The following is a 22,427-nucleotide window of genomic DNA, read 5'->3' as shown; positions in this document are numbered from 1 at the left end:
TGGGGCCCGGCTTCGCGCCGGCACCGGCCGCCGGCTTCTTCGCCGCCGCGGGCTTCGCGGCCTGCGCGGCGGGCTTGTCGCCGCCGGCCTTGGCGTCGGCGCCGGCCGCGGGCCCGTAGGCCTCCTTCAGCTTGCGCACGACGGGCGCTTCGACCGTCGACGATGCGGAGCGGACGAACTCGCCCATCTCCTGCAGTTTCTCCAGCACGTTCTTGCTGGTGGTGCCGAGCTCCTTCGCGAGCTCATGGACACGGGGCTTTGCCACTTCTCTCCTGTCCGGATTCCCTCCGCACAGGAGGGAACCTCATGGTGAGTGAACAGTCATCTCACTGCTCACAGCCGAATGCGAGGGGTGTCATCTCTGAGCACTCACTGCTGGGTATCCATCTTCGACAACCACTTTCCGTGATCGATGCTCGCCCAGTCCGGCACGCGGATCCCGGGGGACCGCAGTGCGCGGGCGAAGGCGTTCTTCTTCAGCGCTGCTGACCAGCACTGCTCGGTGCGGTGGATCGACGCTCCCCTGCCGGGCAGCGAGCGGTCCGGATCGACGCGCACGTGGGGCGGGCTGCCGGGCTGGCTCACCAGCCGCAGCAGCTGCCCCGCCGGGGCGCGTCCCCTGCAGCCGATGCACATCCGTTCGGGAGTATCGGCGCAGACCACGTCCCCCAGTCTACAGCACGCCCGCTCAGGCTCCCGCGATGTCGATCTTCCACCCCGTGAGCTTCGCCGCCAGCCGCGCGTTCTGGCCCTCCTTGCCGATGGCCAGCGACAGCTGGTCGGTGGGCACGAAGGCCCGGGCGGACTTCGCATCCGCGTCGAGCACCTCGACCTTCGACACGCGCGCCGGCGACAGCGCGTGGGCGATGAACGTCGCGGGGTCCTCGCTGTAGTCGACGATGTCGATCTTCTCCTCGCCGAGCTCCGCCATCACGGCGCGCACCCGCGAGCCCAGCTCGCCGATGCACGAGCCCTTCGCGTTGACCCCGGGCCGCCGGGCCGCCACGGCCATCTTCGTGCGGTGGCCGGCTTCGCGCGCCAGCGCGACGATCTCAACGAGGTCGTCGGCGATCTCCGGCACCTCGTGCGCGAAGAGGCGGCGGACGAAATTGGGGTGCGAGCGGGAAACGGTGACGGCCGGTCCCTTATTCCCCTTGTGCACATCGGTGATGTAGACGCGCAGCCGCGCGCCGTGGGGGTACTCCTCGCCGGGCACCTGCTCGTGGGGCGGCAGCACGGCCTCGACATCGCCGAGGTCGACCTGGACGAGCTGGGCGTCGCGGCCCTGCTGGACGGTGCCGGAGGCGATCTCGCCCTCTCGGCCTTTGAAGGTGCCGAAGACGGATTCGTCCTCCACATCGCGCAGGCGCTGGTGGATGACGCTGCGGGCCGTCATCGCGGCGATCCGGCCGAAGCCCTCGGGGGTGTCGTCGAACTCGCCGATCGGGTTGTCGTCGCGGTCGAACTCGACGGCCCAGATCGTCGCCTTGCCCGTCTTCTTGTCGAGCTCGGCCCTGGCATCGGGGTAGTACCCGTCGGTGCGCTGGTAGGCGATGAGCAGCGCCTGCTCGATGAGCTCCACGAGGGTGTCGAACGGGATCTCGCGCTCCCGCTCGATCATCCGGAGTGCGCTGAGGTCGATGTCCATTGCCCTGCCCTTCGTGACGGGGGGCCGCGCGGGCCCGCTGTCGATTCAGTTGTCGTCGATTCAGTTGTCGTTGCGCAGGTGACAAGGATAGTCCACGCCCCCGCGCGGCCCGCTCAGCGGAAGCGCAGCTGCACCTGGGCGGACTCGATGTCGCGATAGGGCAGCTCGGCCAGCGCACCGTCGCCGTCGCGCAGCACGATGTGGTCGCCGGTCGCCGCGACGAGCTCGCCCGTGCGCTTGCCCGCGGCCGTGCGCACGGCAAGGGTGCGGCCCTTGACCCGGGCGAAGTGCCGCGGCTGCGTCAGCGGCCGGTCGGCGCCCGGGGAGGTCACCTCGAGCGTGTACGGACGGTCGTTGAACAGCGGGAGGTCATCGGTGGCCTCGCCGACGATGCGGGTGGCCTCCGCGATCGTCTCGAGTGAGACCGGCTCCGCCGTGTCGCCGGCGAGGTCGATGACGACCCGCACCGTGCGGTGCGAGCCCGCGGCCAGCGCGCGCACCTCCTCCACGAGGATCCCGTGGGCGCCCAGCGGGCCCTCGATCGCCTCGGTGACCCTGTCCTCGTCGGCCGACATCCGTCCTCCTCGCTGTCCGGGCCGCCCCGGGGGCCCGTTGCCCCGCGCCCGGCGGCGCCTTGGCCACCCAAGCGTAGTGGACGCCGCTAGGATGAGCCCCATGCCCAGCCATCCCCCGCCCGTCCCCCACGGCCGCCGCGCCGCGCTGCGCCTGGGAGCGTTCGGCATCGCGGGCCTCGCCGGGCTGGGCGCCCTGGGCGGCTGCGGGCTGCGCATCGACCGCGGTCCCCAGTACGCGAGCCCCGAGCCCGCCGACGAGGTCCGCAACGGCGTCGCCCGGATCCTCGCGGCCACCCGCCCCGAGGGCGCCGAGCGCTCCCGCATCGAGCGCCTGCGCGCCGCGGTGGGCCCCGTGTGGACCGCCGGCGCCGCGCCCAGCGCCTCCGCCTCCGCGGTCGCCCAGCGCTACACCCCCGCACAGGGCCTGCAGCGGGCCGCCGCGGCGGTCCTCGACGGCTATGAGAGCCTGCACGGCGACCTCACCGCGGTGCTCGCCGATGCCGCGATCGGCGCGGCGCTCGGGCTCAGCGGAGCCGCCGGGCAGCGGATCGGCCGCCGGCTCGAGGGCCTCGTCGCCCCGGCCGCGCAGACGGCCTCCCCCACGGCCTCGGCGACCGCGCCCGCGGCCGACGACCCCCTGGCGCACTGGGTGCGTACCTGCTTCCAGGCCTCCTACGGCTACGAGCGGCTCGCGGTGGCCACACCCGCGGCGAGCGCGTTCGGCGCGGCCGCGCGGGCGCGCGTGAACGCCCTGGCCGTTGCCGCGATGGCCGGCAACCGCCTGCTGGCCCTGCGCGGGGCCTCCGTGCAGGGCGATCGCCCCGCGTGGCAGCTGCCCGCGCAGGTGAGCGACGTCCGCTCCGCGCGGGCTCTGGCCGTGCGCCTCGAGACGGCCCTGGCCGATGCCTGCCTGCCGTTGTTCGCCGCCGCCGATGCGAAGTACCTGGCCGGGGCGGCGCTCTACGCCAGCGCGCGGGGCCGCGCGGCCGCCGGCAGCCCGCAGGTGCTGCGCTACACCGCGGGGAAGGGGCAGCAGTGAGGGTTCCGGCACCTCTATTCAACGCCGCCGCGGAGATCATCGGCCAGCCCCGCGCCCGCGCGTGGGCCGATGCCCTCGACTACATGCTCTTCGAGCTCATGGACCGCTGGAAGGTCACCCTCGACCCCGTGCCCGGGGCCCCGTGGGCGGGGGCGGAGAGCCTCGTCATCCCCGTCCTCACCGAGGAGGGCTATCAGGCGATCATCCGGTTCGCCGCCCCCAACACGGACAATCCCCGCGTCCACGACCAGGTGCTCACCGCGCTGCGGCGCTGGAACGGCCACGGGGCGGTGCGGGTCATCGCCCAGCACGCGGACTTCCGGGCCACCCTGCAGGAGCGGCTGCGCACCGGCGTCAACCTCTCGAGCGAGCCGTTCGACGAGGTCGCGCCCATCTGGGGCCAGCTCGCGCTCGCGCTCAAGGTGCCAGGCGCGCCCGGCTTCGTGCGCGTGCAGGACATCGCCGCCGGCTGGCTGCGCAAGCTGCCGGCCGATGCCGAGCTCCTGCGCGGCTTCGCCGCCGCCGACCCGGCCGACGAGCAGCTCCTCGACACCGGCCGGGCGTGGACCGAGCACCTCGCGCAGTCGCCCGAGAGCTGGCTGCTGCACGCGGACCTGCACTACTACAACATCCTCGCGGGCAACCCCGATCGCGCGGGGATCTCCACGTGGAAGGCCATCGACCCGCAGCCCCTCACGGGCCCCACGGCCTACATGGTCGCGCCGATCCTGTGGAACCGGCTCTTCGAGCTGCCCGGCGGCGACCCCGAGGGCCAGGCGAACTGGCTGCGGGGCTTCGCGGCGAGCCTGTGCCAGCACGCGCACATCGAACCGGGCGCCGGGATGGGCGCCACGGTGGCGCGCGAGCTGCAGAACATGTTCTGGTACCTCCGCTCGGCCCAGGGCGGCAACGAGCGCGCGCTCGGCGACGCGGCGCGCTCGCTGTGGGTGGCCCGCGCCCTGGCCGGCGCGAGCGTGCGCGGCGTGGACGCGCACTCCCTCAAGCGCCTCGGCTGAGCCCCGCGATCCACTGCCAGCCCAGGGTGAGGACGAGGATCGCGAGGACGCAGATGAAGACGGCGCGCACGAACCCGCTGCCGAAGCGGATGGCGGTCTTGGCCCCGATGACCCCGCCGGCGACGTTGCCCGCCGCGACGGCGAGCCCCGCCTGCCACACGACGTGGCCGGCCGGGACGAAGAACAGCAGCGCCCCGAGGTTCGTGGCGAGGTTGACGATCTTCGCGGTGGCCGAGGCCTGCAGGAAGTCGAAGCCGAGCAGGGCGACGAACCCGATGACGAGGAACGAGCCCGTGCCGGGGCCCAGCGCCCCGTCGTAGATCCCCACGACGCCGCCGAGCAGCCACGCCACCGCGTGGTGGCGCTTCGAGTGCTCCCCGAAGCGCAGCCTGGCCTCGGTCCCGAGGGCGGGCTTGGCCAGTGTGAACGCGCCGACGCCCACGAGGACGGCGAGGATGAGCGGGCGGAAGGCCGCCTCCGGCACGAGGCTGGCGAGCTTCGCGCCGAGCACCGCGCCGGCGAGCGCGCAGACGGCCGCGGGCAGCGCGGCGGACTTGTCCGGGGCGACCCTGCGCAGGTACGTCGTGGCAGAGGCCGCCGTGCCGGCGATCGAGCCGAGCTTGTTCGTCGCGAGGGCCTGGATCGGGCTCATCCCGGGCACGAGCAGCAGCACCGGCAGCTGGATGAGGCCGCCGCCGCCCACGACCGCATCGATCCAGCCGGCCAGCAGGCCGGCGAGGACGAGCAGCGCGAGGATGCCCAGGGTCAGCGGCACCGGCCCGGCACTCAGCCACGCCACGGCGCCCGCGCCCCTCAGCCCTGCGGCGCGGCGAGCGCCGCGTACTGCTCGCGCACCCGCGCGGACGCTGCTGCCGCCGCCTCGCCCACCGGCAGCTCCTCGGCCGTGCCGGCGCGGCGGTCGCGCAGTTCGATGAGGCCGTCGGCGAGGCCGCGGCCGACGACGACGATGTTGGGCACGCCCAGCAGCTCGGCATCGCCGAACTTCACCCCGGGCGAGGTCTTGGGGCGGTCGTCGAGCAGCACGGTGTGCCCGGCCGCCTCGAGTTCGGCGGCAAGCGCCTCGGCCGCGTCGAAGACGTCCTGGTGCTTGCCGGTGGCGACGATGTGGACCTCCGCCGGGGCGAGGTTGATGGGCCACAGGAGGCCCTTGTCGTCCGCGTACTCCTCCGCGACGCAGGCCATGGCGCGGGTCACCCCGATGCCGTAGGAGCCCATCGTCACGACCTGGGACTTGCCGTTCTCGTCGAGCACGGAGAGCCCGAGCTTCTGGGCGTAGCGGCGGCCGAGCTTGAAGATCTGGCCGATCTCCACGCCCCGGGCCAGCTCGAGCTCGCCCGAGCCGTCGGGGGCGGGGTCGCCGGGGCGCACCTGCGCGGCCTCGATGAAGCCGTCACCGGCGAAGTCGCGCCCGGCGACGAGGTCGAACACGTGCCGGCCCTGCTCGTTGGCCCCGGTGATCCAGCGCGTGCCGTCGACGACGCGGGGGTCGAGGAGGTAGCGCAGGCCGGTGGCCGAGTCCGCGCCGAGCACGGGCGCCTCCAGGCTCAGGCCCGGCCCGATGTAGCCGCGGACCAGCCCGGGGTGGGCCGCGAGGTCGGCCTCGGTGGCGGGCTCGAGGTCGACCTCGCCGTCGCCGAGCATCCCGGTGCCGGCCGCCCGGCCCAGGTCGACCTCGCGGTCTCCCGGCAGGCCGATGACGACGACCTCGCGGGTGCCGTCGGGGTGGATGACCGCGCACACGACGTTCTTCAGGGTGTCCGCCGCGGTCCACGGGCGGTCGGAGCGCGGCTGCTGGGCGTTGGCCGCGTCGACGAGCGTGGCGATCGTCGGGGTCTCCGGCGTGTCCTCCACGTGGGCCGCGGGGACCGCGGAGGCGTCGACGGCCTCCGGGACCACCGTGGTGACGGCCTCGACGTTGGCGGCGTAGCCGCCGGCGGTGCGCACGTAGGTGTCCTCGCCCACCTCGGAGGGGTAGAGGAACTCGTGGGTGCCGGAGCCGCCCATGGCGCCCGGTGTCGCCTCGACCATGACGTAGGGCAGGCCCAGGCGCGTGAAGACGCGCACGTAGGCCTCCCGCATCGTCTCGTAGGAGGCGTCGAGCCCGGCGTCGTCGATGTCGAAGGAGTAGGCGTCCTTCATGATGAACTCGCGGCCGCGCAGCAGCCCCGCGCGGGGCCTGGCCTCGTCGCGGTACTTCGTCTGGATCTGGAACAGCGAGAGCGGCAGGTCCTTGTACGAGGAGTACATGTCCTTGACGAGCAGGGTGAAGACCTCCTCGTGGGTGGGCGCGAGCAGGTAGTCCGCCTCCTTGCGGTCGCGGAGCCGGAAGAGGCCCTCGCCGAACGCCTCCCACCGGCCGGACTCCTCGTAGGGGTCCGCCGGCAGCAGCGCCGGGAAGTGGACCTCCTGTGAGCCCGCGGCCTCGATCTCCTCGCGCACGATCGCCTCGATGCGGCGCAGCACGGCCAGGCCCAGCGGCAGCCACGTGTAGATCCCGGGGGCCGAGCGGCGGATGTAGCCGGCGCGGTGGAGGAGCCTGTGGCTCTTGACCTCGGCATCGACCGGGTCTTCCTTGAGCGTGCGCACGAACAGCGACGACATCCGCAGGGGCATAGGGGTCTCCTCGGGAAACGGGGGCGCGGGGGCGATGTCAGCGAGCGTATCACCCGCGCGCGGGGTTACCGTGGGGCCAACCCGACTACAAGGAGCGCCATGCCAGCAACCACCGTCGCCGTCGTCCAGACCGGTTCCGTGCCCTTCGATCCGGCCGCCACCGCGACCAGGGTCGCCGGCCTCATCGGCGACTGCGCCGCACGCGGCGCGAAGCTCGCGGTCTTCCCCGAGGCGCTGCTGGGCACCTATCCCAAGGGCCTGCGCTTCGGCGCGCCGGTGGGCACGCGCACGGAGGAGGGCCGCGCCGAATTCGCCCGGTACTTCGCCGGCGCCGTCGACCTCGACGGGCCCGAGCTCGCGCAGATCGCCGAGGCCTCGGCAGCCCACGGCGTGTTCACCGTGCTCGGGATCATCGAGCGCTCCGGCGGCACGCTGTACTGCACCGCGGTCCACATCGATCCCGCCGCGGGCATCGTCGGCACCCACCGCAAGCTCATGCCCACGGGTTCCGAGCGCCTGATCTGGGGCTTCGGCGACGGTTCGACGCTGACGGTCAACGACACGGGCTTCGGGAAGCTGGGCTCGGTGATCTGCTGGGAGAACTACATGCCCCTGCTGCGCCAGGCCATGTACGCCCAGGGCGTCGAACTCTACTGCGCCCCGACCGTGGACGACCGCGACACGTGGCAGCACACGATGTCCCACATCGCCCTCGAGGGCCGGTGCTTCGTGCTCAGCGCCGCCCAGGCGATCCGCGCGGACGCGTACGGCGATGACTACGCAAGCGCGCTCGAGCCCGACGAGGCGGGCTACCTCATCCGCGGCGGCAGCGTCATCCTCGACCCGGCCGGCCAGGCGCTCGCGGGGCCCGTCTACGACGAGGAGGCGATCCTCACCGCCGAGGTCGATGTCGCGCAGCGCCCGGGGCGCACCTTCGACTTCGACCCGGCCGGGCACTATGCGCGCCCGGACGTCTTCCGGCTCAGCGTCGACACCCGGCCCAAGCCGAGCGTCGTGTTCGAGGGCTGAGGCCGGCCCCGAGGGCTGAGCCGCACCGCCCGCCGCGCACCGGGCGCGGCGGGCGGTGCGGCTCAGCGCGTCGTGACCTTGCCGAAGCGGCCGGCGACGGGGGCGATGAAGACGGGGCGGATGAGCACCCACGCGGCGGCCATCGCCACGATCGCCACGGCGAACCAGATGAAGCCCAGCAGCGGCGCGTGCTCCTGGGCGCCGAACGTGTGGCTGAGGTTGCCGAACAGCCCGTGGCCGTTGACCACGCTCGTCGCGAAGACGAGGAAGACGTGGACGAACGTGAACGCGAGGAAGTAGACCATGACGCTCACGTGGATGACGGTGGCGATGCGAATGGAGAACACGTTGTTGAACTCGCCCTTGATCGGCCAGATCTCCGAGAGGCGGTAGCCGGAGATCATGGCGAGCGGCGCGGCGATGAAGACGGTCGTGAAGTAGGCGAGCACCTGCAGCGAGTTGTAGTTTACCCACCCGTTCTCCGCGGGCCAGTTCATCGACAGGTACTGGATGGCCGCGGACAGCGCATTCGGGAAGACCTCCCACGTCGTGGGCACGATGCGCATCCACTGGCCCGTGGCGAACAGCAGCACGAAGAACACGATGCCGTTGATGACCCACAGGAAGTCGAAGGAGAAGTGGATGAGGTGGTTCATGCTCATCTTGACCGGATCGCCCTTGGTCTTCACGAGCTTCGTGTTGTCGCGCGTCCAGAACGAGTCGGGCTTCTGCGTCGTGAGGATGAGCAAGCCCGAGCGGATGATGAGCAGCATGAAGAAGAAGTTGAGGAAGTGCTGCCAGCCCAGCCAGCCCGGCAGGCCCACGGGGGCGCCCTCCGGCAGCGGCGCCTCGCCGGGGTACCGGGCGATGAACGCCTGCACGCCCGCCGTGGAGCGCAGCCAGATGGCGATGCCGACGAGGATGGCCAGGGCGACGATGCCGATGCCGGCGTAGATCCCGGGCTTGATGAGGGACTGCGGGTCGAAGCCCTTCTTCTTCCCCTTCTTCCCCTTCTTGCCCTTCTTCTTCGAGCCCTTGGTCGACTTCGACGTCGCAGCCATCGCACCTTCCTCGGTGAGCGCACAGTACGGTCATGGAGTTTGCAGGCAATCGTAACCGCAGATGATGAACGGGCGTTAAGCAGGGTAGGCTCACAAGAATGCTCGAACCGGACTTCGACGGGGCGCGCTCCCAGCGCATCGACGTGTGGCTGTGGACCACCCGGATCTGCAAGACCCGCTCCGCGGCCACCGCGGCCTGCCGCAGCGGGCACGTCCGCATCGACGGCGAGCGCGTCAAGGCCGCCGCCAAGGTGCGCATCGGCCAGGAGGTGCGCGTGCGCCGCAGCGGCGCCGAGCGGATCCTCACGGTGCAGGGCTTCCTGCCCGGCCGGGGCTCCGCGCCGCTGGCCCAGGCCTGCTGGATCGACCGCACTCCCCCGCCCGATCCCGCGCTGCGCGGGGCCGCTCCGCGCCGCGACAAGGGCGCCGGGCGGCCGACGAAGAAGGACCGGCGCGAGCTCGACCGGCTGCGCGGGCGCGGCTGACGCCGGGGCACGGCTGACGGCGGGGCCGGCCGGCGGTGGGACGGCTCAGTACATGACGGTGGCGAACGTGCCGATCTGCTCGTAGCCGGCGCGCGCGTAGGTCCTGCGGGCGGCGACGTTGTAGTCGTTGACGTAGAGCGTGACCACGGGGCTGACGCGCTCGCGCACGTGCGCGGTGACCGCGGCCATGGCGCGGGCCCCGAGCCCGGCGCCGCGGAAGTCCGGATGGACCCACACGCCCTGGACCTGCACGGCCGCAGGCGAGCGGATGCCCAGATCGGCCTTGAAGACCACCTGCTCGTCGCGGTCCCGGGCCGGCCAGCGCCGCACGGGCGCGCCGTCGGGGCCGCGGGCGGCCGTGATGAGGTAGGTGCTGCCGGCCGCGAGCAGCGAGCGCACGCGCGACCGGTAGCCGGCCGCGCCGTGCTCGATGGGCGAGAAGCCCACCTCCTCGGTGAACATCGCGACCGAGGCCGGGAACGTCTCCTCGAGGTCTGCCACCGTGCCCACGCGCACCCCCTCGGCCGGCTCGACCGCCGGCGCCGCGCGCGCCTGGAGCAGCGGCTGCTCCGGGCGCACCCCCAGGGGTCGGCCCCAGGCGAGGCGCTCGTGGAGGTCGAGCACGGCCGGCGCCTCGCCGATGAGCGAGCACGAGGCGCGCCCGCGCGCGTTCAGGTGCGCCGCGGCCGCGGCGTTCGACTCGCAGGTGGGCTCGAGGGCGATGATGCTGCCGCCCATCCAGTAGGCGGCGACGGGGTCGCCGCCGCGGAAGTAGCCCAAGAGCGTGCCGGAGGGCTGGGCCACGGCGGCGGTGCCCGCGGTGTCGAGCAGGCTGGCCAGGAAGGCGTGGCGGGCGGGGTCGGCCGCGATCCGCGCCTCGAGCCACGGGGTGTGGCGGTGCTCGAGCCGGCGCAGGGCGCTCAACCGACGACGACCTCGGGCGCGCCGGACGGCTGGTCGGAGTCCTCGGCGATCCGCATGGCCTCCTCGATGAGGGTCTCGACGATCTGGGCCTCCGGGACGGTCTTGATGACCTCGCCCTTGACGAAGATCTGGCCCTTGCCGTTGCCGCTGGCCACTCCCAGGTCGGCCTCCCGCGCCTCGCCGGGGCCGTTGACGACGCAGCCCATGACGGCCACGCGCAGGGGCACCTCCATGCCCTCGAGCCCCGAGGTGACGCGCTCGGCGAGGGTGTAGACGTCGACCTGCGCGCGCCCGCACGAGGGGCAGGAGACGATCTCGAGCTTGCGCGGCTTGAGGTTGAGCGACTGGAGGATCTGCTGGCCGACCTTGATCTCCTCGACCGGCGGGGCGGACAGGGAGACGCGGATCGTGTCGCCGATGCCCTGGCTCAGCAGCGTGCCGAACGCGGTCGCGGACTTGATCGTGCCCTGGAAGGCCGGGCCGGCCTCCGTGACGCCCAGGTGCAGCGGCCAGTCCCCGCGCGCGGCGAGCTGCTGGTAGGCCTGCACCATGACGACCGGATCGTGGTGCTTGACGGAGATCTTGAAGTCGTGGAAGCCGTGCTCCTCGAACAGCGAGGCCTCCCACACGGCGGACTCGACGAGCGCCTCGGGGGTGGCCTTGCCGTACTTCTCCATCACGCGCTTGTCCAGCGAGCCCGCGTTGACGCCGATCCGGATCGAGACGCCCGCGTCCTTGGCGGTGCGCGCGATCTCCTTGACCTGGTCGTCGAACTTGCGGATGTTGCCGGGGTTGACCCGCACGCCCGCGCAGCCGGCCTCGATGGCCGCGTAGACGTACTTGGGCTGGAAGTGGATGTCGGCGATGACGGGGATCTGGGACTTCTGCGCGATGGCCGGCAGCGCCTCGGCGTCGTCGGCGCTCGGGCAGGCCACGCGCACGATGTCGCACCCGGCGGCGGTGAGCTCCGCGATCTGCTGGAGCGTCGCGTTGATGTCCGTCGTGGGCGTCGTCGTCATCGACTGCACGCTCACGGGGTGGTCCGAGCCGACGCCCACCCGGCCCACCTGGATCTGGCGGGTGGCGCGCCGGGGCGCGAGCACGGGCGGCGGCGCGGCCGGCATGCCGAGGTTGACCGAGGTCACAGAGGCGTTCCCTTCGCTGTCGTGGGCGCCCGGGGCGCGCGGCCCCGGATCGACCCGAGTCTAGTTCTCCTGCCCGCGGATTGGCTGAGCGGACCCGGGACCTCCCGGGCATCGCCCGCCGGGCACCCGCGCGCTAGCCGAACAGGCTCACGGGCTTGACGATGTCGACGTAGGCCAACAGGGCCGTCATGCACAGCATGGCGCCGATGACGACGTAGGTCAGCGGCAGGAGCTTCGCGGTGTCGAACGGCCCGGTGGGCCCGCGCCCGCGCAGCAGGCTGAGCCGCCGGCGCGCGCCCTCGTAGAGGCCCACCGCGATGTGCCCGCCGTCCAGCGGGAGCAGGGGGACCATGTTGAAGGCGAAGAGGAAGAAGTTGAGCGAGCCCAGCAGGCTCAGCCCGATCTGGGCCTTCTGCGCGACGTCGAACTGCGACTGCGAGGCGATCTCGCCGGCCACGCGGCCCACGCCCACCATCCCGATGGGGCCGTTGGGGTCGCGCTCGCGGTCCGTGAACGCGGTCTGGCCCACCCCGACGAGCTTCTGGGGCAGCGTGATGAGCGCGGTGAACGTCTGGCCGATCATCTGGCCCACCTGACCGGGGAACTCGGCCACGGGCAGCGGTTCGCGCAGCTGGGTGGGGCCGATGCCCAGGAAGCCCGCCTGGGCGGTCTTGGGGCTGCCGTCGGCGTTCGTCTCCTGCTGGCCGTCCGCGCCGGTCACCGGGCGCTCGGTGCGGATGATGGGCACCTCGAGCGACTGCTCGGCACCGTCGCGCTCGATGGTCAGGGGGACGGTCTTGCCGGCGTCGGTGCGGATGAGCGCGGACAGCTGGTCCCAGTCGGAGATCCGCTGGCCGTCGAGCGCGACGATCGTGTCGCCCGGGCGCAGGCCGGCCTGCCACGCGGGGGTCTGCTGGTCGCCCGGCTGGCACTCATTCTTCTGCTCGGCCGGCCGCGCGGCCGCCTCGGAGGCGGGCACCGCGCACTCGACGACGGTCGCGACTGTCGTGCTCGGCCCCTTCGCCACCCCGAATCCGAACAGCACGATGGCCATGATGACGATGCCGAGGACGAGGTTGACGCACGGGCCGCCGAACATGACGACGAGGCGCTTGGGCACGGAGAGCGCATAGAACGTCCGGCCCTCCTCCCCCGGGCCGATCTCCTGGTTCGAGACCTCGCGGGCATCGTCGACGGTGCGCTGGAACAGCCGGGCGCGCCGGCGCGCGGGCGGCCGGCCGCCCTCGGTCGCCTCGAGCGGCGGGTACATGCCCGGCATGGCGATGTAGCCGCCCAGCGGCAGCAGCTTGATCCCGTACTCCGTCTCCCCGCGCCGGAACGAGAAGAGGGTGGGGCCGAAGCCGATCATGTAGTGGGTGACCTTGACCCCGAACCGCTTGGCGGGCACGAGGTGGCCGAGCTCGTGGAGGCCGATCGACACGCTGATGCCCACGAGCATGAGGACGATGCCGAGGATGAAGAGGGCTGCGGTCATGCGGCGCCCCGCCCGTTCTCATCGGCGGTGCGCGCCCAGGCCGCTGCGGCCGCGCGGGCGCTCGCATCGGCGGCGAGCACCGAGGCGCGGGTCGCCTCCGCGTCGGCGTGCTGGGTGAGGACGGCGGCCAGGCCGTCGGCGATCTGCGGGAAGGACACCGCGCCCGCGTGGAAGGCCTCGACGAGGACCTCGTTGGCCGCGTTGTAGGCGGCCGGCGCGGTGCCGCCGCGCCGACCCGCCGCGATCGCGAGGCCCAGCGCCGGGAATGCCGCGTGGTCGACCGCCTCGAACGTCCACTCCTGGGCTGCGGACCAGTCGTTGGCCGGTGCCGCGCCGGGGATGCGCTCCTCGAGTCCGAGCGCGTAGGCGATCGGCAGGCGCATGTCCGGCGGGGAGACCTGCGCGATCGTCGCGCCGTCGCGGAACTGCACCATCGAGTGGATCTGGCTCTGGGGGTGGACGACGACGTCGATGTCACCGTAGGCGATGCCGAACAGCAGGTGGGCCTCGATGACCTCGAGGCCCTTGTTGACGAGCGTGGCGGAGTTCGTCGTGATGACGGCGCCCATGTCCCACGTGGGGTGGGCGAGCGCCTGGGCCGGTGTGACGGCCTCGAGCTGCGCCCGGTCCATGCCGCGGAACGGGCCGCCGGAGGCGGTGATGACGAGCCGGTCGACCTCGCCGCGGGCACCGGCCCGCAGGCACTGCCAGAGCGCCGAGTGCTCGGAGTCCACCGGCAGCAGCCGGGCCCCGGTGGCGCGAGCGGCGGCGAGCACGAGCTCGCCGCCGATGATGAGCGACTCCTTGTTCGCCAGGGCCACGTCGGTGCCGGCGTCGAGCGCCGCGAGGGTGGCGCCCAGGCCCACGGCGCCCGTCACGGCGTTGAGCACGATGTCGGCCGGGCGCGCGGCCAGCTGTGCCGCGGCGTCCGGGCCCACGAGGATCTCGCGCACCGGGTCGGGGACACTCTGCGCGGCGGCGGCGCGGGCGAGGGCGGCGCGGGCGACCTCGCGGCTCCCGACGGCCAGCGCGATCGCCTCCACGCCGAATTCCACGGCGAGCGCGGCGAGGCCGGCCGCATCGGAGCCGGCCGCGAGGCCGCGCACGCGGAAGCGGCCCGGATTGCGCCGGGCCACGTCGAGGGCCTGCCTGCCGACCGAGCCGGTGGCCCCCAGTACACTCAGATCACGGACGTCCACGAGCACCGATGATCGCATCGGTTTCTGGGAGGACGGTGAAGTCCTCCCATCCCGAACCCCGCTGAAAGGGCAGTGATGGCACAGACGCAGACCCCCGACGAGATCCTCGGCATCGACTCCGTCTTCGACAAGGAGGACCTCGAGTGGGCGGGCATCGTCCGCAAGTGGCTCGACGAGAACGTGCGCGAGAAGATCGGCGACTGGTTCCTCGAGGGCACCATCCCCGCCCGCGAGCTGGCGGAGGGCCTGGGCGAGCTGGGCGTGCTCGGCATGCACCTGGACGGCTACGGCTGCGGCGGGGCGACCGCCACCCAGTACGGCCTGGCCTGCCGCGAGCTCGAGGCGATCGACTCCGGGCTGCGCTCGCTCGTGAGCGTCCAGGGCTCGCTGGCGATGTTCGCGCTGCACCACTGGGGCTCCGAGGAGCAGAAGGAGGAGTGGCTGCCCCGCATGGCCCAGGGCAGGGCGCTCGGCTGTTTCGGCCTCACCGAGCCCGATGTGGGCTCCGACCCCGCCGGCATGCGCACGCACGCCAAGCGCGACGGGGACGACTGGGTGCTCAACGGCGCGAAGATGTGGATCACGAACGCCCCGGTCGCCGACGTGGCGATCGTGTGGGCGAAGACGGAGGGCACGGACGAGCGCGGACGCCCCGTGGTGCGCGGCTTCGTCGTGCCCACCGACACCCCCGGAGTGGAGACGCCCGAGGTGCACCGCAAGATCTCGCTGCGCGCCTCGATCACCGGTGAGATCGTCTTGGACAACGTCCGCCTGCCGGCCTCGGCCATGCTGCCGAAGGCCGAGGGGCTCAAGGGCCCCCTGTCGTGCCTGAACGAGGCGCGCTTCGGCATCGTCTTCGGCGTCACGGGCGCGGCGCGCGACGCGCTCACCGAGGCCCTGCGCTACACCGGCAGCCGCATCCAGTTCGACCGGCCCATCTCCTCGTTCCAGATCAGCCAGCAGAAGCTTGCGAAGGCGTTCGGGCAGTACTCGCAGATCACCCTGCTCGCGGCCCACCTGGGCGGCCTCAAGGACTCGCCGCAGGGCATCTCGCCCCAGCAGATCAGCCTGGGCAAGATGGTGAACGCGGACACCGCGCTCAACGTGTGCCGTGACCTGCGCGCGCTGTTCGGCGGCTCCGGGATCACGAGCGAGTACTCGCCGCTGCGCCACGCGGTCAACCTCGAGACGGTGCTCACCTACGAGGGCACCCACGAGGTCCACCAGCTCACGCTGGGCCGCGCGCTCACGGGCATCAACGCGTTCGCGAACTGAGCGCGGCCTCCAGCGCGGTCGTGCGGGCGCCGTCCGCGGCGATCTCGATGACCTGATCGGCCGGCAGCGGCTCGACCGCCGCCGGCTCGATCCGCCCGTCGCGCACGAGCGCGTCGAGCGAGGCGCCGTCGCGCTCATCGCGCACGCGGGTGCCCTCCACCCGGCTGGGCAGGCGCCGCAGGGGCTTGGCGAACGCGCTGTGCACGCCGCGCTCGGCCGCAGAGGCGCCGGCTGGCTCCTCTGCGTCCGGCTCGATGACGACGGGGGCGGCCGGCGCCCCGGGAGCGTCGCCGGCGCCCCAGACCACGGTCCCGCCGATCCGCTGGACCGCGAGTGCCGCGAGCTCGGCGGTCAGCGGGGCGACGCCGGACGCGATGCGCACGGGCACGCCCGGGCCCACGGCCAGCAGGCGCAGGGCGCCGGCGATCTTCGCCACCCGGTCCAGCGCCTCCGCCACGGTGAGCTCGGCGCGCGCGCCGTCCGGGCCGATGCCCGCGAGCGCCGGCTCGTCGGCGCGGCCGTCGATGATGGCGCGGTCGAGGCGCTCGTAGACGGGGTTGAGGGTGCCCGGATGGCCCTCGCCCAAGCGCCCGGGCGGGGCGAACCAGTGCGGCTGGGCGCTCATCGCCGCTCCCGGGGCACCATCAGTCGACGCTCGCCATGACCTCGACGACGCGGTCGATGAACGCGTCCACCTGGTCCTCGTCGTAGGCGCGCTGGCCCTTGCGGGTCTTGAACAGCGCCCGGCGCACCTCGTCGACGCTCATGGCGCGGCCCTCGGAGAAGTAGCCGTTGATGCGGTTGAGCAGCGCATCGACCTCCGTGATGTCGTAGCCGATGACGCCGGTGTCGGCCGTGGCGAACCGCTCCCCCTCCGGGCGCACGAGGCGGCCCCGCAGGGAGCTCGCGGCGCGGGTGAGCTCCTTGACCCACGCGTCCTCGCCGGACTGGGCGACGAGCAGCTCGCGCGAGCGCTTGGCCAGCGCGTCCTCGAGGCGGTCGAGCGCGGCATCGACGACGCCCACGTGGTAGCCGTTGCGCACGAGGCTGAAGCCCACGGTGCGCACCGCGCGCGCGTCGAGGTCGCCCGGCTGCGGGGTGCGGCGCTCGAACGACTCGCGCGCCCGCTTGAAGAAGCTGTCGACCTGCGCAGGGTCGTAGCCGTTCTTCCATCCCGACATCCTGGGGAAGTTCTGGTCCACCACGTGCCTCTCCTCGTTTCCTGTGCGCCGCTGCCCGCGGCGGTCTCATGCGCGCGCGGGCGCGCCGTCCTCGGTGGCCGCGGCGAGCTGGCCGCACGCCCCGTCGATGTCCTGCCCGCGGGTGTCGCGGATCGTCGTGGGCACGCCGGCGGCGACGAGCCGGCGCACGAACTCGGCCGCCACCTCGGGCTCGCTGGCCGTCCAGACGGAGCCCGGGGTGGGATTGAGCGGGATGGGGTTGACGTGGACCCAGCCGCGGCCGCGGGCGTTGAGCTTCTTGGCCAGCAGTTCCGCGCGCCACGCGTGGTCGTTCATGTCCTTGATGAGCGCGTACTCGATGCTCACGCGCCGCCCGGTCTGCCGGTAGTAGTCGTAGGCCGCGTCGATGGCCTCGTCGGCCTTCCAGCGGGTGTTGACGGGGATCATCTCGTCGCGCAACCCGTCGTCGGGGGCGTGGAGGCTCAGCGCGAACGTGACCGGCAGCTCCTCCGCCGCCAGCTTGCGGATGCCCGGCACCAGCCCCACCGTGGACACGGTGATGCGGCGGGCGGACATGCCCAGGCCCCCGGGCGCGGGGTCGGTGAAGCGGCGGACGGCGGCCATGACGCGCTTGTAGTTGGCCAGCGGCTCGCCCATGCCCATGAAGACGATGTTCGTCACCCGCTCGGCGCTCCCGGCGGGGCTGGGGGCATCGCCCTGCTCCTCGTCGGCCTCCGAGCCGACCGCGGCGGCGGGATTGCCCAGATAGTCGGTGTCCGCCTCCGTGTCCGGGGCGAGCTGGCCGGCGGCGATCACGCGGTTGGCGCGGATGACCTGCTCGACGATCTCCGCCGTGGACATGTTGCGCGTGAGCCCCTGCTGGCCCGTCGCGCAGAACGGGCAGTTCATGCCGCAGCCGCACTGCGAGGACACGCACAGGGTGATCCGGTTGCGATAGCGCATGAGCACGGATTCGACGAGGGCACCGTCGAACAGGCGCCAGAGGAACTTGATCGTGTCCCCGTTCGGGGTGCGCTGGCGGCGGACCTCGGTGAGCAGGGGCGGGAAGAAGCGCTCGACGAGCTCCGCGCGCCGATCCTGCGGCAGGTCCGTCATGGCGTCCGGATCCGTCGTGTGGTGGACGAAGTAGTGGGTGGAGAGCTGCTTGGCGCGGAAGGCGGGCAGCCCCAGCTCCGTGACCGCGGCGACCCTCTCGTCCATCGTCATGTCCGCCAGGTGCTGCCGGGGCTGGGAGACCCGCGGGGACTTGAAGTTCAGCAGCGGCCGCCCGCCGCGCGTGAGGGTGCGCGAGGTGGTCCCGTCGGCGTTCTCGACGACGGGGCGGACCTGGCGGGTGCGGGTGCTCTCATTCATGACCGTGCCATTATTCCATGCGCGCTCAGCGCCGCGCGAGCGCAGGCCTACTGTGCGGGCAGCGCCCAGGGGAAGGCCGGTGCGTGCGCGCGTGCCCCCTCTGCGGCCCGCGAGCGGTTGGGCTCGTCCAGCCGCTCGGTCAGCTCGGCACCCAGCCCGACCGCCGCGTGGAAGCCCGCGGGGTCCAGCCAGTCGGGGCGCAGGGCGAACAGGAGGTCCTCGGTGGCGGTGTTGCCGCTGGCTCCCGGGGCGAACGGGCAGCCGCCCAGGCCGCCCAGTGCCCCGTCGACGACGCCTGCGCCCGCCTGCACGGCGGCCAGTGCGTTGGCGGTGCCCTGGCCCCATGTGTCGTGGCCGTGGAACACGATGCGCCGCTGCGGCGTCTCCGCCGCCACCCGGGCGATGAGGCCGCTCACCTGTGCGGGGCTCGCCTGGCCCAGGGTGTCGGCGATGACGATGTCCGGTGTGCCGGCGGCGCGCGGGTCGCCCGCCAGGTCGAGGACGCGCTGCGGGTCGACCGGGCCCTCGAACGGGCAGGTGAACGACGTGGCGAGGCACAGCTGCACGCGGCCGCCCACTGTCGCGGCGAGCTCGAGCGCGCGGGGCAGCTCGGCCATGCTCTGCTCGGCGGTGCGGTTGACGTTGGCGCGGTTGTGGGCGTCGGAGGCGGACAGGCAGAACTGGAAGCGGGTGGCCCCCGCGTCGATGGCGCGCTCCACCTGGCGGGCGGTGGCGACCCACACCCAGCTGCGCGCCCGCTCGGCCTCGCTCAGCAGCCCGAGGACCTCCGGGGTGTTCGCCACCGCGGGCACCGCCTTCGGATGGGCCAGCGAGCCCACCTCGAGCTCCTCGAAGCCCAGTTCGAACAGGGAGCGCGCCAGCTGCGCCTTGGCACTCGCGGGCAGCGGCTTGCCGGTCAGCTGGAGGCCGTCGCGCAGCGTGACGTCCCGGATGATCGCCGGTGCGGGGCTCATGGGAGCACCCGCTGCAGCTGCGCGGCGTCCATGCCGCACACCTCGGTCAGCACGGCGCGGGTGTCCGCGCCCAGCTCGGGGCCCAGGCTGCCGATCTCACCGGACCGGCCGCCGTAGACCGGCACGATGCCGGGGAAGGCGATGCCCTCGAGCTCCTCGTTCCCGGTGGAGGCGGTCCGGCGCTGGACCATGTTGCGCGCGGCGTACTGCTCGTCGGCCGCGATGTCCGCGGCCGTGTAGATGGGCCCGGCGGGGATGTCGCGGGCGGCGAGGTCGGCGAGCACGTCCGCCTGCGGGCGCGCCGCCGTCCACTCGCCGATGGCGGCGTCGAGCTCCTCGCGGCGGCGCCAGCGCTCGTCGTTGGCGGCGAGCGCTGGGTCGTCGCGCAGGTCGGGCCGGCCGATGAGGTCCATGAGGCGGGCGAAGATCGAGTCGCCGTTGCCGGCGATGACGACGGAGCGGCCGTCGCCGCACACGTAGGCGTTCGACGGGGCGATGCCCTCCATCCGGCCACCGGTGCGCGTGCGCTGCGTGCCGTAGGCGTCCGCGTCCGGCAGCAGGGACTCCATGACGGAGAGGATGGACTCGTTGAGCGCGACGTCAACCACCCGGTCGCCCAGCCGGGGCGGGCGCCGCCCGGCCAGGCGCGCGCTCTGGCGGGCGAAGAGCTCCATGACGGCGCCGAAGGCGGCGTAGATCCCGGCGATCGAGTCGCCGATCGAGACGCCCACGCGCACGGGCGGGCGGTCGGGGTCGCCGACGAGCTCGCGCAGGCCGCCGTAGGCCTCCGCGACCGCGGCGAAGCCGGGCCGCGACGACAGCGGGCCGGTCTGGCCGAACGCGGAGATCCGGCACAGCACGAGGTCGGGGTTGGCAGCCTCGAGCTGCGCGGGGCCCAGCCCCCACTTCTCGAGGGTGCCCGGCCGGAAGTTCTCGATGACGACGTCGCTGCGGGCTGCCAGCGCGAGCACGGCCTCGCGTCCGGCGGGCGAGCGCAGGTCGAGGGCGACGGAGCGCTTGTGGCGGTTGAGCGTGCGGAAGAGCATGGACGTCGACCCGCGCGGCAGCCGCCAGCGCCGGACCTCGTCGCCCGTGCCCGGGCGCTCGATCTTGATGACCTCGGCGCCGAAGTCCGCGAGGAGGCGCCCCGCCGTGGGCGCGGCGATGTAGTTGCCCAGTTCGAGGACGCGGATGCCTGCGAGCGGGGTGTGCTGCTCGGACTGCGCGGTGTCGCTCATGCCGCGAGGCTATAGCGGCCGCGCCGCACACCCGGGCGCGGTCCGTATCGTGGACCCGTGTCTCACATCGTGGTCGGGACGTGCGCGCCGCCGGGTGCGGGTGGACGATGGCGGCGCCAGCGAACCAGGGCGCCCGCGGGGCGCCGAGCCCACCGAGGAGTGCCGATGACGCCGCCCCACCTCACCTCCACCCAGCGCAGCATCGGCGCGGTGCTCGACCGCCTCCCCGTGGGGCGCGTCCACCGCCGGGTCGTCATCGCCGTGGGCCTCGGCCTCTTCTTCGACATGTACGAGGTCTTCCTCGCCAGCTCGATGAACGTGGCACTCGGCACGACGTTCGCGATCTCGGGCCTGCAGCTCAAGCTCCTCCTGGCCTCCGCCTTCGTCGGCATGTTCGTCGGCGCCGTCTGCCTGGGCCGGCTCGCCGACCGGATCGGGCGCCGCCGGGCCTTCCTCCTCACGCTCGCGTGGTACTCGCTCTGGTCGCTCATCGCCGCGTTCTCCCCGAACGCCTGGTTCCTCGTCTTCGCCCGCTTCATGGCGGGCATCGGGGTAGGCGCCGAGTACCCGGTGGGCGATGTCTACCTCTCCGACGTGCTGCCCAAGGACAAGCGCGGCCGGCTCGCCACCTGGGCCTACACCTGCTCGTTCATCGCCGTGCCCGTCGTGGGCTTCCTGGCGCTGTGGCTCAACGCCGCTCCCCCGCTCGGCATCGCCGGCTGGCGCTGGCTGCTGGCACTGGGCGGCCTGGGCGCGGTCGCGGTGCTGTTCCTGCGCCGCCGGCTGCCCGAATCGCCGCGCTGGCTGGCCAGCGCGGGCCGCAACGAGGAGGCGCAGGCCGCGCTCGACGAGTTCGCGGCGGGCTCCGGGGTGGACGCGGAGGAGCTGCAGGCCATCGAGGCACGGGCCGGCGGCGTGGACGCCGAGGCGCCCGAGCCCGCGCAGCAGCGGCTCTCCCGCCTGTTCCGGCCGCCGTACCTGCGGCGGCTGGGCATGCTCGCCGTCTTCCACCTCTTCCAGACGTTCGGCTACTACGGGTTCGGCACGCTCTCCGCGCTCGTGCTCGTCTCCCGCAGCTACGACGTCACCCACTCGCTGCTGTTCACCGCGCTGTCGTTCCTCGGCTACCCCCTGGGCTCGCTGCTGTCCACCCCGCTCATCGCGCGCTTCGAGCGCAAGCACCTCCTCATCGCGGCAACGGTGGCGATGGCGATCTCCGGCATCCTGTTCGCCACCTCGGACTCCGAGGTGCTCATCGTCGTCTTCGGCTTCCTCACCACCGCGATCAGCAACGTCTTCTCCAACGCGTTCCACATCTACCAGGCGGAGATCTTCCCCACCGCGCTGCGGGCCACGGCGGTGGGCTGGACGTACTCCCTGTCGCGCCTGTCCAGCGGTGCGCTGCCGTTCATCCTCCTGCCTGTGCTCGAGGACTACGGGGCGCTGCCCATGTACCTCGTCGTCAGCGCGGCGCTGCTCATCATCTGCGCGGCGATCGGGTTCCTGGGCCCGCGCACCACGCGGCGCAGCCTCGCGGAGATCAACCCCGCCTAGGTGTACTGCCCGGAGACGTTGATCAATCGCGAGAAGGGCGGGAGGTTCCCGCAGGCCGTGTGCGGCCGGTGATGGTTGTAGTAGTGCAGCCAGTCGTCCAGCTCGCCCCGTCGTTCGGCTTCGGAGGTGTAGCAGCGGGCGTAAGCCCATCCGTCGGCCAGGGTGCGGTGGAAGCGCTCGATTTTCCCGTTGGTCTGCGGCCTGTAGGGCCGGGTGCGCTTGTGCCGGATACCGAGTTCGGCGCAGGTGTCGCGCCACAGGTGTGAGCGGTACGCGCCGCCGTTGTCGGACAGGACCCGCTCGACGGTGACGCCGCGGGCGTTGAACCACTCGACGGCTCGGACCAGCACGGCGGTGGCAGTGCGGGCGGTTTCGTCGTCGTGGATCTCGGCATAGGCGACGCGGGAGTGGTCGTCGATGACGGTATGGACGTAAGCCATGCCCATCAACGGGTGGGACTGCCGCATAGATAGGTGACATCTGATCTGGCTTGCCCGCAGGGCGGCCTGGAAGGATGTGCACCATGCCCGCTCCCTACCCCCAGGAGTTCCGCGAAGACGTCGTGCGAGTGGCCCGGTCCC

At 72.8% G+C, this 22,427-nt stretch carries 22 protein-coding genes and 1 pseudogene; 6 read left to right on the top strand and 17 right to left on the bottom strand.

Annotated elements, in window-relative coordinates:
• The 4 genes from GSY69_RS10400 to GSY69_RS10385 all read right to left on the bottom strand — a co-directional run.
• The coding region (locus tag GSY69_RS10400) for a translation initiation factor IF-2 N-terminal domain-containing protein (protein ID WP_160953784.1) at window positions 1-265 on the bottom strand (265 nt) is incomplete at its 3' end.
• A 104-nt stretch (window positions 266-369) separates the two neighbouring features.
• Window positions 370-663 (bottom strand): YlxR family protein, encoded by a 294-nt coding sequence (locus GSY69_RS10395; RefSeq protein ID WP_202411026.1) that lies wholly within the window; start codon window positions 661-663, stop codon window positions 370-372.
• 25 nt (window positions 664-688) lie between these two features.
• Entirely contained in the window at window positions 689-1,648 is a 960-nt protein-coding gene (gene nusA / locus GSY69_RS10390; RefSeq protein ID WP_160953783.1) for a transcription termination factor NusA, read from the bottom strand.
• Window positions 1,649-1,761: 113 nt separating this feature from the next.
• The gene (locus GSY69_RS10385) at window positions 1,762-2,223 is read right to left on the bottom strand and encodes a ribosome maturation factor RimP (RefSeq protein ID WP_160953782.1); all 462 of its coding nucleotides are present in this window, start codon (window positions 2,221-2,223) and stop codon (window positions 1,762-1,764) included.
• Between the two features lie 100 nt (window positions 2,224-2,323).
• Between GSY69_RS10385 and GSY69_RS10380 the strand changes: the two genes are divergently transcribed.
• Both GSY69_RS10380 and GSY69_RS10375 read left to right on the top strand, forming a co-directional pair.
• On the top strand, window positions 2,324-3,262 hold the full coding sequence (locus GSY69_RS10380; protein WP_160953781.1) for a hypothetical protein: 939 nt from the start codon (window positions 2,324-2,326) through the stop codon (window positions 3,260-3,262).
• The gene (locus GSY69_RS10375) at window positions 3,259-4,278 is read left to right on the top strand and encodes an aminoglycoside phosphotransferase family protein (protein ID WP_160953780.1); all 1,020 of its coding nucleotides are present in this window, start codon (window positions 3,259-3,261) and stop codon (window positions 4,276-4,278) included. Before GSY69_RS10380 ends, GSY69_RS10375 begins: the two co-directional genes overlap by 4 nt.
• Here the strand turns inward: GSY69_RS10375 and GSY69_RS10370 are convergent.
• Together GSY69_RS10370 and GSY69_RS10365 are read right to left on the bottom strand one after the other, a co-directional pair.
• Window positions 4,262-5,077: a TSUP family transporter gene (locus tag GSY69_RS10370; RefSeq protein ID WP_160953779.1), complete on the bottom strand. Its 816-nt coding sequence runs from the start codon at window positions 5,075-5,077 to the stop codon at window positions 4,262-4,264. The genes GSY69_RS10375 and GSY69_RS10370 overlap by 17 nt on opposite strands.
• 14 nt (window positions 5,078-5,091) lie before the next feature.
• A complete protein-coding gene (locus GSY69_RS10365) occupies window positions 5,092-6,912 on the bottom strand; it encodes a proline--tRNA ligase (protein ID WP_160953778.1) in 1,821 nt (606 codons plus the stop codon).
• Between the two features lie 99 nt (window positions 6,913-7,011).
• Between GSY69_RS10365 and GSY69_RS10360 the strand changes: the two genes are divergently transcribed.
• A complete protein-coding gene (locus GSY69_RS10360) occupies window positions 7,012-7,941 on the top strand; it encodes a carbon-nitrogen hydrolase family protein (RefSeq protein WP_160953777.1) in 930 nt (309 codons plus the stop codon).
• A gap of 62 nt (window positions 7,942-8,003) precedes the next feature.
• Here the strand turns inward: GSY69_RS10360 and GSY69_RS10355 are convergent, their stop codons facing one another.
• A complete protein-coding gene (locus tag GSY69_RS10355; protein WP_202411025.1) occupies window positions 8,004-9,002 on the bottom strand; it encodes a cytochrome b/b6 domain-containing protein in 999 nt (332 codons plus the stop codon).
• 98 nt (window positions 9,003-9,100) lie between these two features.
• Here GSY69_RS10355 and GSY69_RS10350 point away from each other — a divergent pair, with 98 nt between their 5' ends.
• Window positions 9,101-9,487 (top strand): RNA-binding S4 domain-containing protein, encoded by a 387-nt coding sequence (locus GSY69_RS10350; RefSeq protein ID WP_160953776.1) that lies wholly within the window; start codon window positions 9,101-9,103, stop codon window positions 9,485-9,487.
• A 45-nt stretch (window positions 9,488-9,532) separates the two neighbouring features.
• Here GSY69_RS10350 and GSY69_RS10345 read toward each other — a convergent pair whose 3' ends face one another.
• From GSY69_RS10345 to dxr, 4 genes are all read right to left on the bottom strand, one after another.
• Window positions 9,533-10,411: a GNAT family N-acetyltransferase gene (locus tag GSY69_RS10345; RefSeq protein ID WP_160953775.1), complete on the bottom strand. Its 879-nt coding sequence runs from the start codon at window positions 10,409-10,411 to the stop codon at window positions 9,533-9,535.
• On the bottom strand, window positions 10,408-11,556 hold the full coding sequence (gene ispG, locus GSY69_RS10340; RefSeq protein WP_160953774.1) for a flavodoxin-dependent (E)-4-hydroxy-3-methylbut-2-enyl-diphosphate synthase: 1,149 nt from the start codon (window positions 11,554-11,556) through the stop codon (window positions 10,408-10,410). The genes GSY69_RS10345 and ispG overlap by 4 nt, the downstream gene beginning before the upstream one ends.
• A gap of 133 nt (window positions 11,557-11,689) precedes the next feature.
• Window positions 11,690-13,051 carry a M50 family metallopeptidase gene (locus GSY69_RS10335; RefSeq protein WP_160953773.1) on the bottom strand — a complete coding sequence of 454 codons (1,362 nt, stop codon included), beginning with the start codon at window positions 13,049-13,051 and terminating at the stop codon, window positions 11,690-11,692.
• Window positions 13,048-14,250, bottom strand: a complete 1,203-nt coding sequence (dxr, locus tag GSY69_RS10330) for a 1-deoxy-D-xylulose-5-phosphate reductoisomerase (RefSeq protein ID WP_160953772.1) — start codon at window positions 14,248-14,250, stop codon at window positions 13,048-13,050. The genes GSY69_RS10335 and dxr overlap by 4 nt, the downstream gene beginning before the upstream one ends.
• A gap of 75 nt (window positions 14,251-14,325) precedes the next feature.
• On the opposite strand from dxr, the gene GSY69_RS10325 reads away from it, so the two are divergent.
• Window positions 14,326-15,525 carry an acyl-CoA dehydrogenase family protein gene (locus GSY69_RS10325; protein WP_160953771.1) on the top strand — a complete coding sequence of 400 codons (1,200 nt, stop codon included), beginning with the start codon at window positions 14,326-14,328 and terminating at the stop codon, window positions 15,523-15,525.
• On the opposite strand, the gene GSY69_RS10320 is transcribed toward GSY69_RS10325, so the two are convergent.
• The 5 genes from GSY69_RS10320 to GSY69_RS10300 are packed head-to-tail and all read right to left on the bottom strand — an operon-like array spanning window position 15,506 to window position 20,292.
• On the bottom strand, window positions 15,506-16,150 hold the full coding sequence (locus tag GSY69_RS10320) for a propionyl-CoA synthetase (RefSeq protein ID WP_160953770.1): 645 nt from the start codon (window positions 16,148-16,150) through the stop codon (window positions 15,506-15,508). The genes GSY69_RS10325 and GSY69_RS10320 overlap by 20 nt on opposite strands.
• 19 nt (window positions 16,151-16,169) lie before the next feature.
• Window positions 16,170-16,730 carry a DivIVA domain-containing protein gene (locus GSY69_RS10315; RefSeq protein ID WP_328698845.1) on the bottom strand — a complete coding sequence of 187 codons (561 nt, stop codon included), beginning with the start codon at window positions 16,728-16,730 and terminating at the stop codon, window positions 16,170-16,172.
• Between the two features lie 42 nt (window positions 16,731-16,772).
• Window positions 16,773-18,080 (bottom strand): 23S rRNA (adenine(2503)-C(2))-methyltransferase RlmN, encoded by a 1,308-nt coding sequence (rlmN, locus tag GSY69_RS10310; RefSeq protein WP_160953769.1) that lies wholly within the window; start codon window positions 18,078-18,080, stop codon window positions 16,773-16,775.
• Window positions 18,081-18,127: 47 nt separating this feature from the next.
• The gene (locus GSY69_RS10305; RefSeq protein ID WP_160953768.1) at window positions 18,128-19,054 is read right to left on the bottom strand and encodes a beta/alpha barrel domain-containing protein; all 927 of its coding nucleotides are present in this window, start codon (window positions 19,052-19,054) and stop codon (window positions 18,128-18,130) included.
• Window positions 19,051-20,292, bottom strand: coding sequence for a CaiB/BaiF CoA transferase family protein (locus GSY69_RS10300; RefSeq protein ID WP_160953767.1), 1,242 nt, complete (start codon window positions 20,290-20,292; stop codon window positions 19,051-19,053). The genes GSY69_RS10305 and GSY69_RS10300 overlap by 4 nt, the downstream gene beginning before the upstream one ends.
• A gap of 165 nt (window positions 20,293-20,457) precedes the next feature.
• Here GSY69_RS10300 and GSY69_RS10295 point away from each other — a divergent pair, with 165 nt between their 5' ends.
• Complete coding sequence (locus tag GSY69_RS10295) at window positions 20,458-21,846, top strand: MFS transporter (protein WP_202411023.1); 1,389 nt, start codon at window positions 20,458-20,460, stop codon at window positions 21,844-21,846.
• Here the strand turns inward: GSY69_RS10295 and GSY69_RS10290 are convergent.
• Window positions 21,843-22,298, bottom strand: a pseudogene (locus GSY69_RS10290) (integrase core domain-containing protein); the annotation flags it as partial. The gene GSY69_RS10295 and the pseudogene GSY69_RS10290 sit on opposite strands and share 4 nt — an antisense overlap.
• Window positions 22,299-22,427: the final 129 nt, after the last annotated feature.

The organism is Brevibacterium rongguiense, from assembly GCF_009857845.1.
Classification (GTDB): domain Bacteria; phylum Actinomycetota; class Actinomycetes; order Actinomycetales; family Brevibacteriaceae; genus Brevibacterium; species Brevibacterium rongguiense.
Note: the sequence above shows the minus strand (reverse complement) of the source record. Positions and strands in the feature narration are given on the sequence as shown.

What these genes read in the sequence shown, in the direction of transcription:
- GSY69_RS10380 (WP_160953781.1), top strand. Translation starts at nt 2,324, where the DNA reads ATGCCCAGCCATCCCCCGCCCGTCCCCCACGGCCGCCGCGCCGCGCTG.
- rlmN (WP_160953769.1), bottom strand. Translation starts at nt 18,080, where the DNA reads ATGAATGAGAGCACCCGCACCCGCCAGGTCCGCCCCGTCGTCGAGAAC.
- GSY69_RS10320 (WP_160953770.1), bottom strand. Translation starts at nt 16,150, where the DNA reads ATGAGCGCCCAGCCGCACTGGTTCGCCCCGCCCGGGCGCTTGGGCGAG.
- nusA (WP_160953783.1), bottom strand. Translation starts at nt 1,648, where the DNA reads ATGGACATCGACCTCAGCGCACTCCGGATGATCGAGCGGGAGCGCGAG.
- GSY69_RS10305 (WP_160953768.1), bottom strand. Translation starts at nt 19,054, where the DNA reads ATGAGCCCCGCACCGGCGATCATCCGGGACGTCACGCTGCGCGACGGC.
- GSY69_RS10360 (WP_160953777.1), top strand. Translation starts at nt 7,012, where the DNA reads ATGCCAGCAACCACCGTCGCCGTCGTCCAGACCGGTTCCGTGCCCTTC.
- GSY69_RS10335 (WP_160953773.1), bottom strand. Translation starts at nt 13,051, where the DNA reads ATGACCGCAGCCCTCTTCATCCTCGGCATCGTCCTCATGCTCGTGGGC.
- GSY69_RS10300 (WP_160953767.1), bottom strand. Translation starts at nt 20,292, where the DNA reads ATGAGCGACACCGCGCAGTCCGAGCAGCACACCCCGCTCGCAGGCATC.
- GSY69_RS10355 (WP_202411025.1), bottom strand. Translation starts at nt 9,002, where the DNA reads ATGGCTGCGACGTCGAAGTCGACCAAGGGCTCGAAGAAGAAGGGCAAG.
- GSY69_RS10365 (WP_160953778.1), bottom strand. Translation starts at nt 6,912, where the DNA reads ATGCCCCTGCGGATGTCGTCGCTGTTCGTGCGCACGCTCAAGGAAGAC.
- GSY69_RS10350 (WP_160953776.1), top strand. Translation starts at nt 9,101, where the DNA reads ATGCTCGAACCGGACTTCGACGGGGCGCGCTCCCAGCGCATCGACGTG.
- GSY69_RS10325 (WP_160953771.1), top strand. Translation starts at nt 14,326, where the DNA reads ATGGCACAGACGCAGACCCCCGACGAGATCCTCGGCATCGACTCCGTC.
- GSY69_RS10385 (WP_160953782.1), bottom strand. Translation starts at nt 2,223, where the DNA reads ATGTCGGCCGACGAGGACAGGGTCACCGAGGCGATCGAGGGCCCGCTG.
- GSY69_RS10295 (WP_202411023.1), top strand. Translation starts at nt 20,458, where the DNA reads ATGACGCCGCCCCACCTCACCTCCACCCAGCGCAGCATCGGCGCGGTG.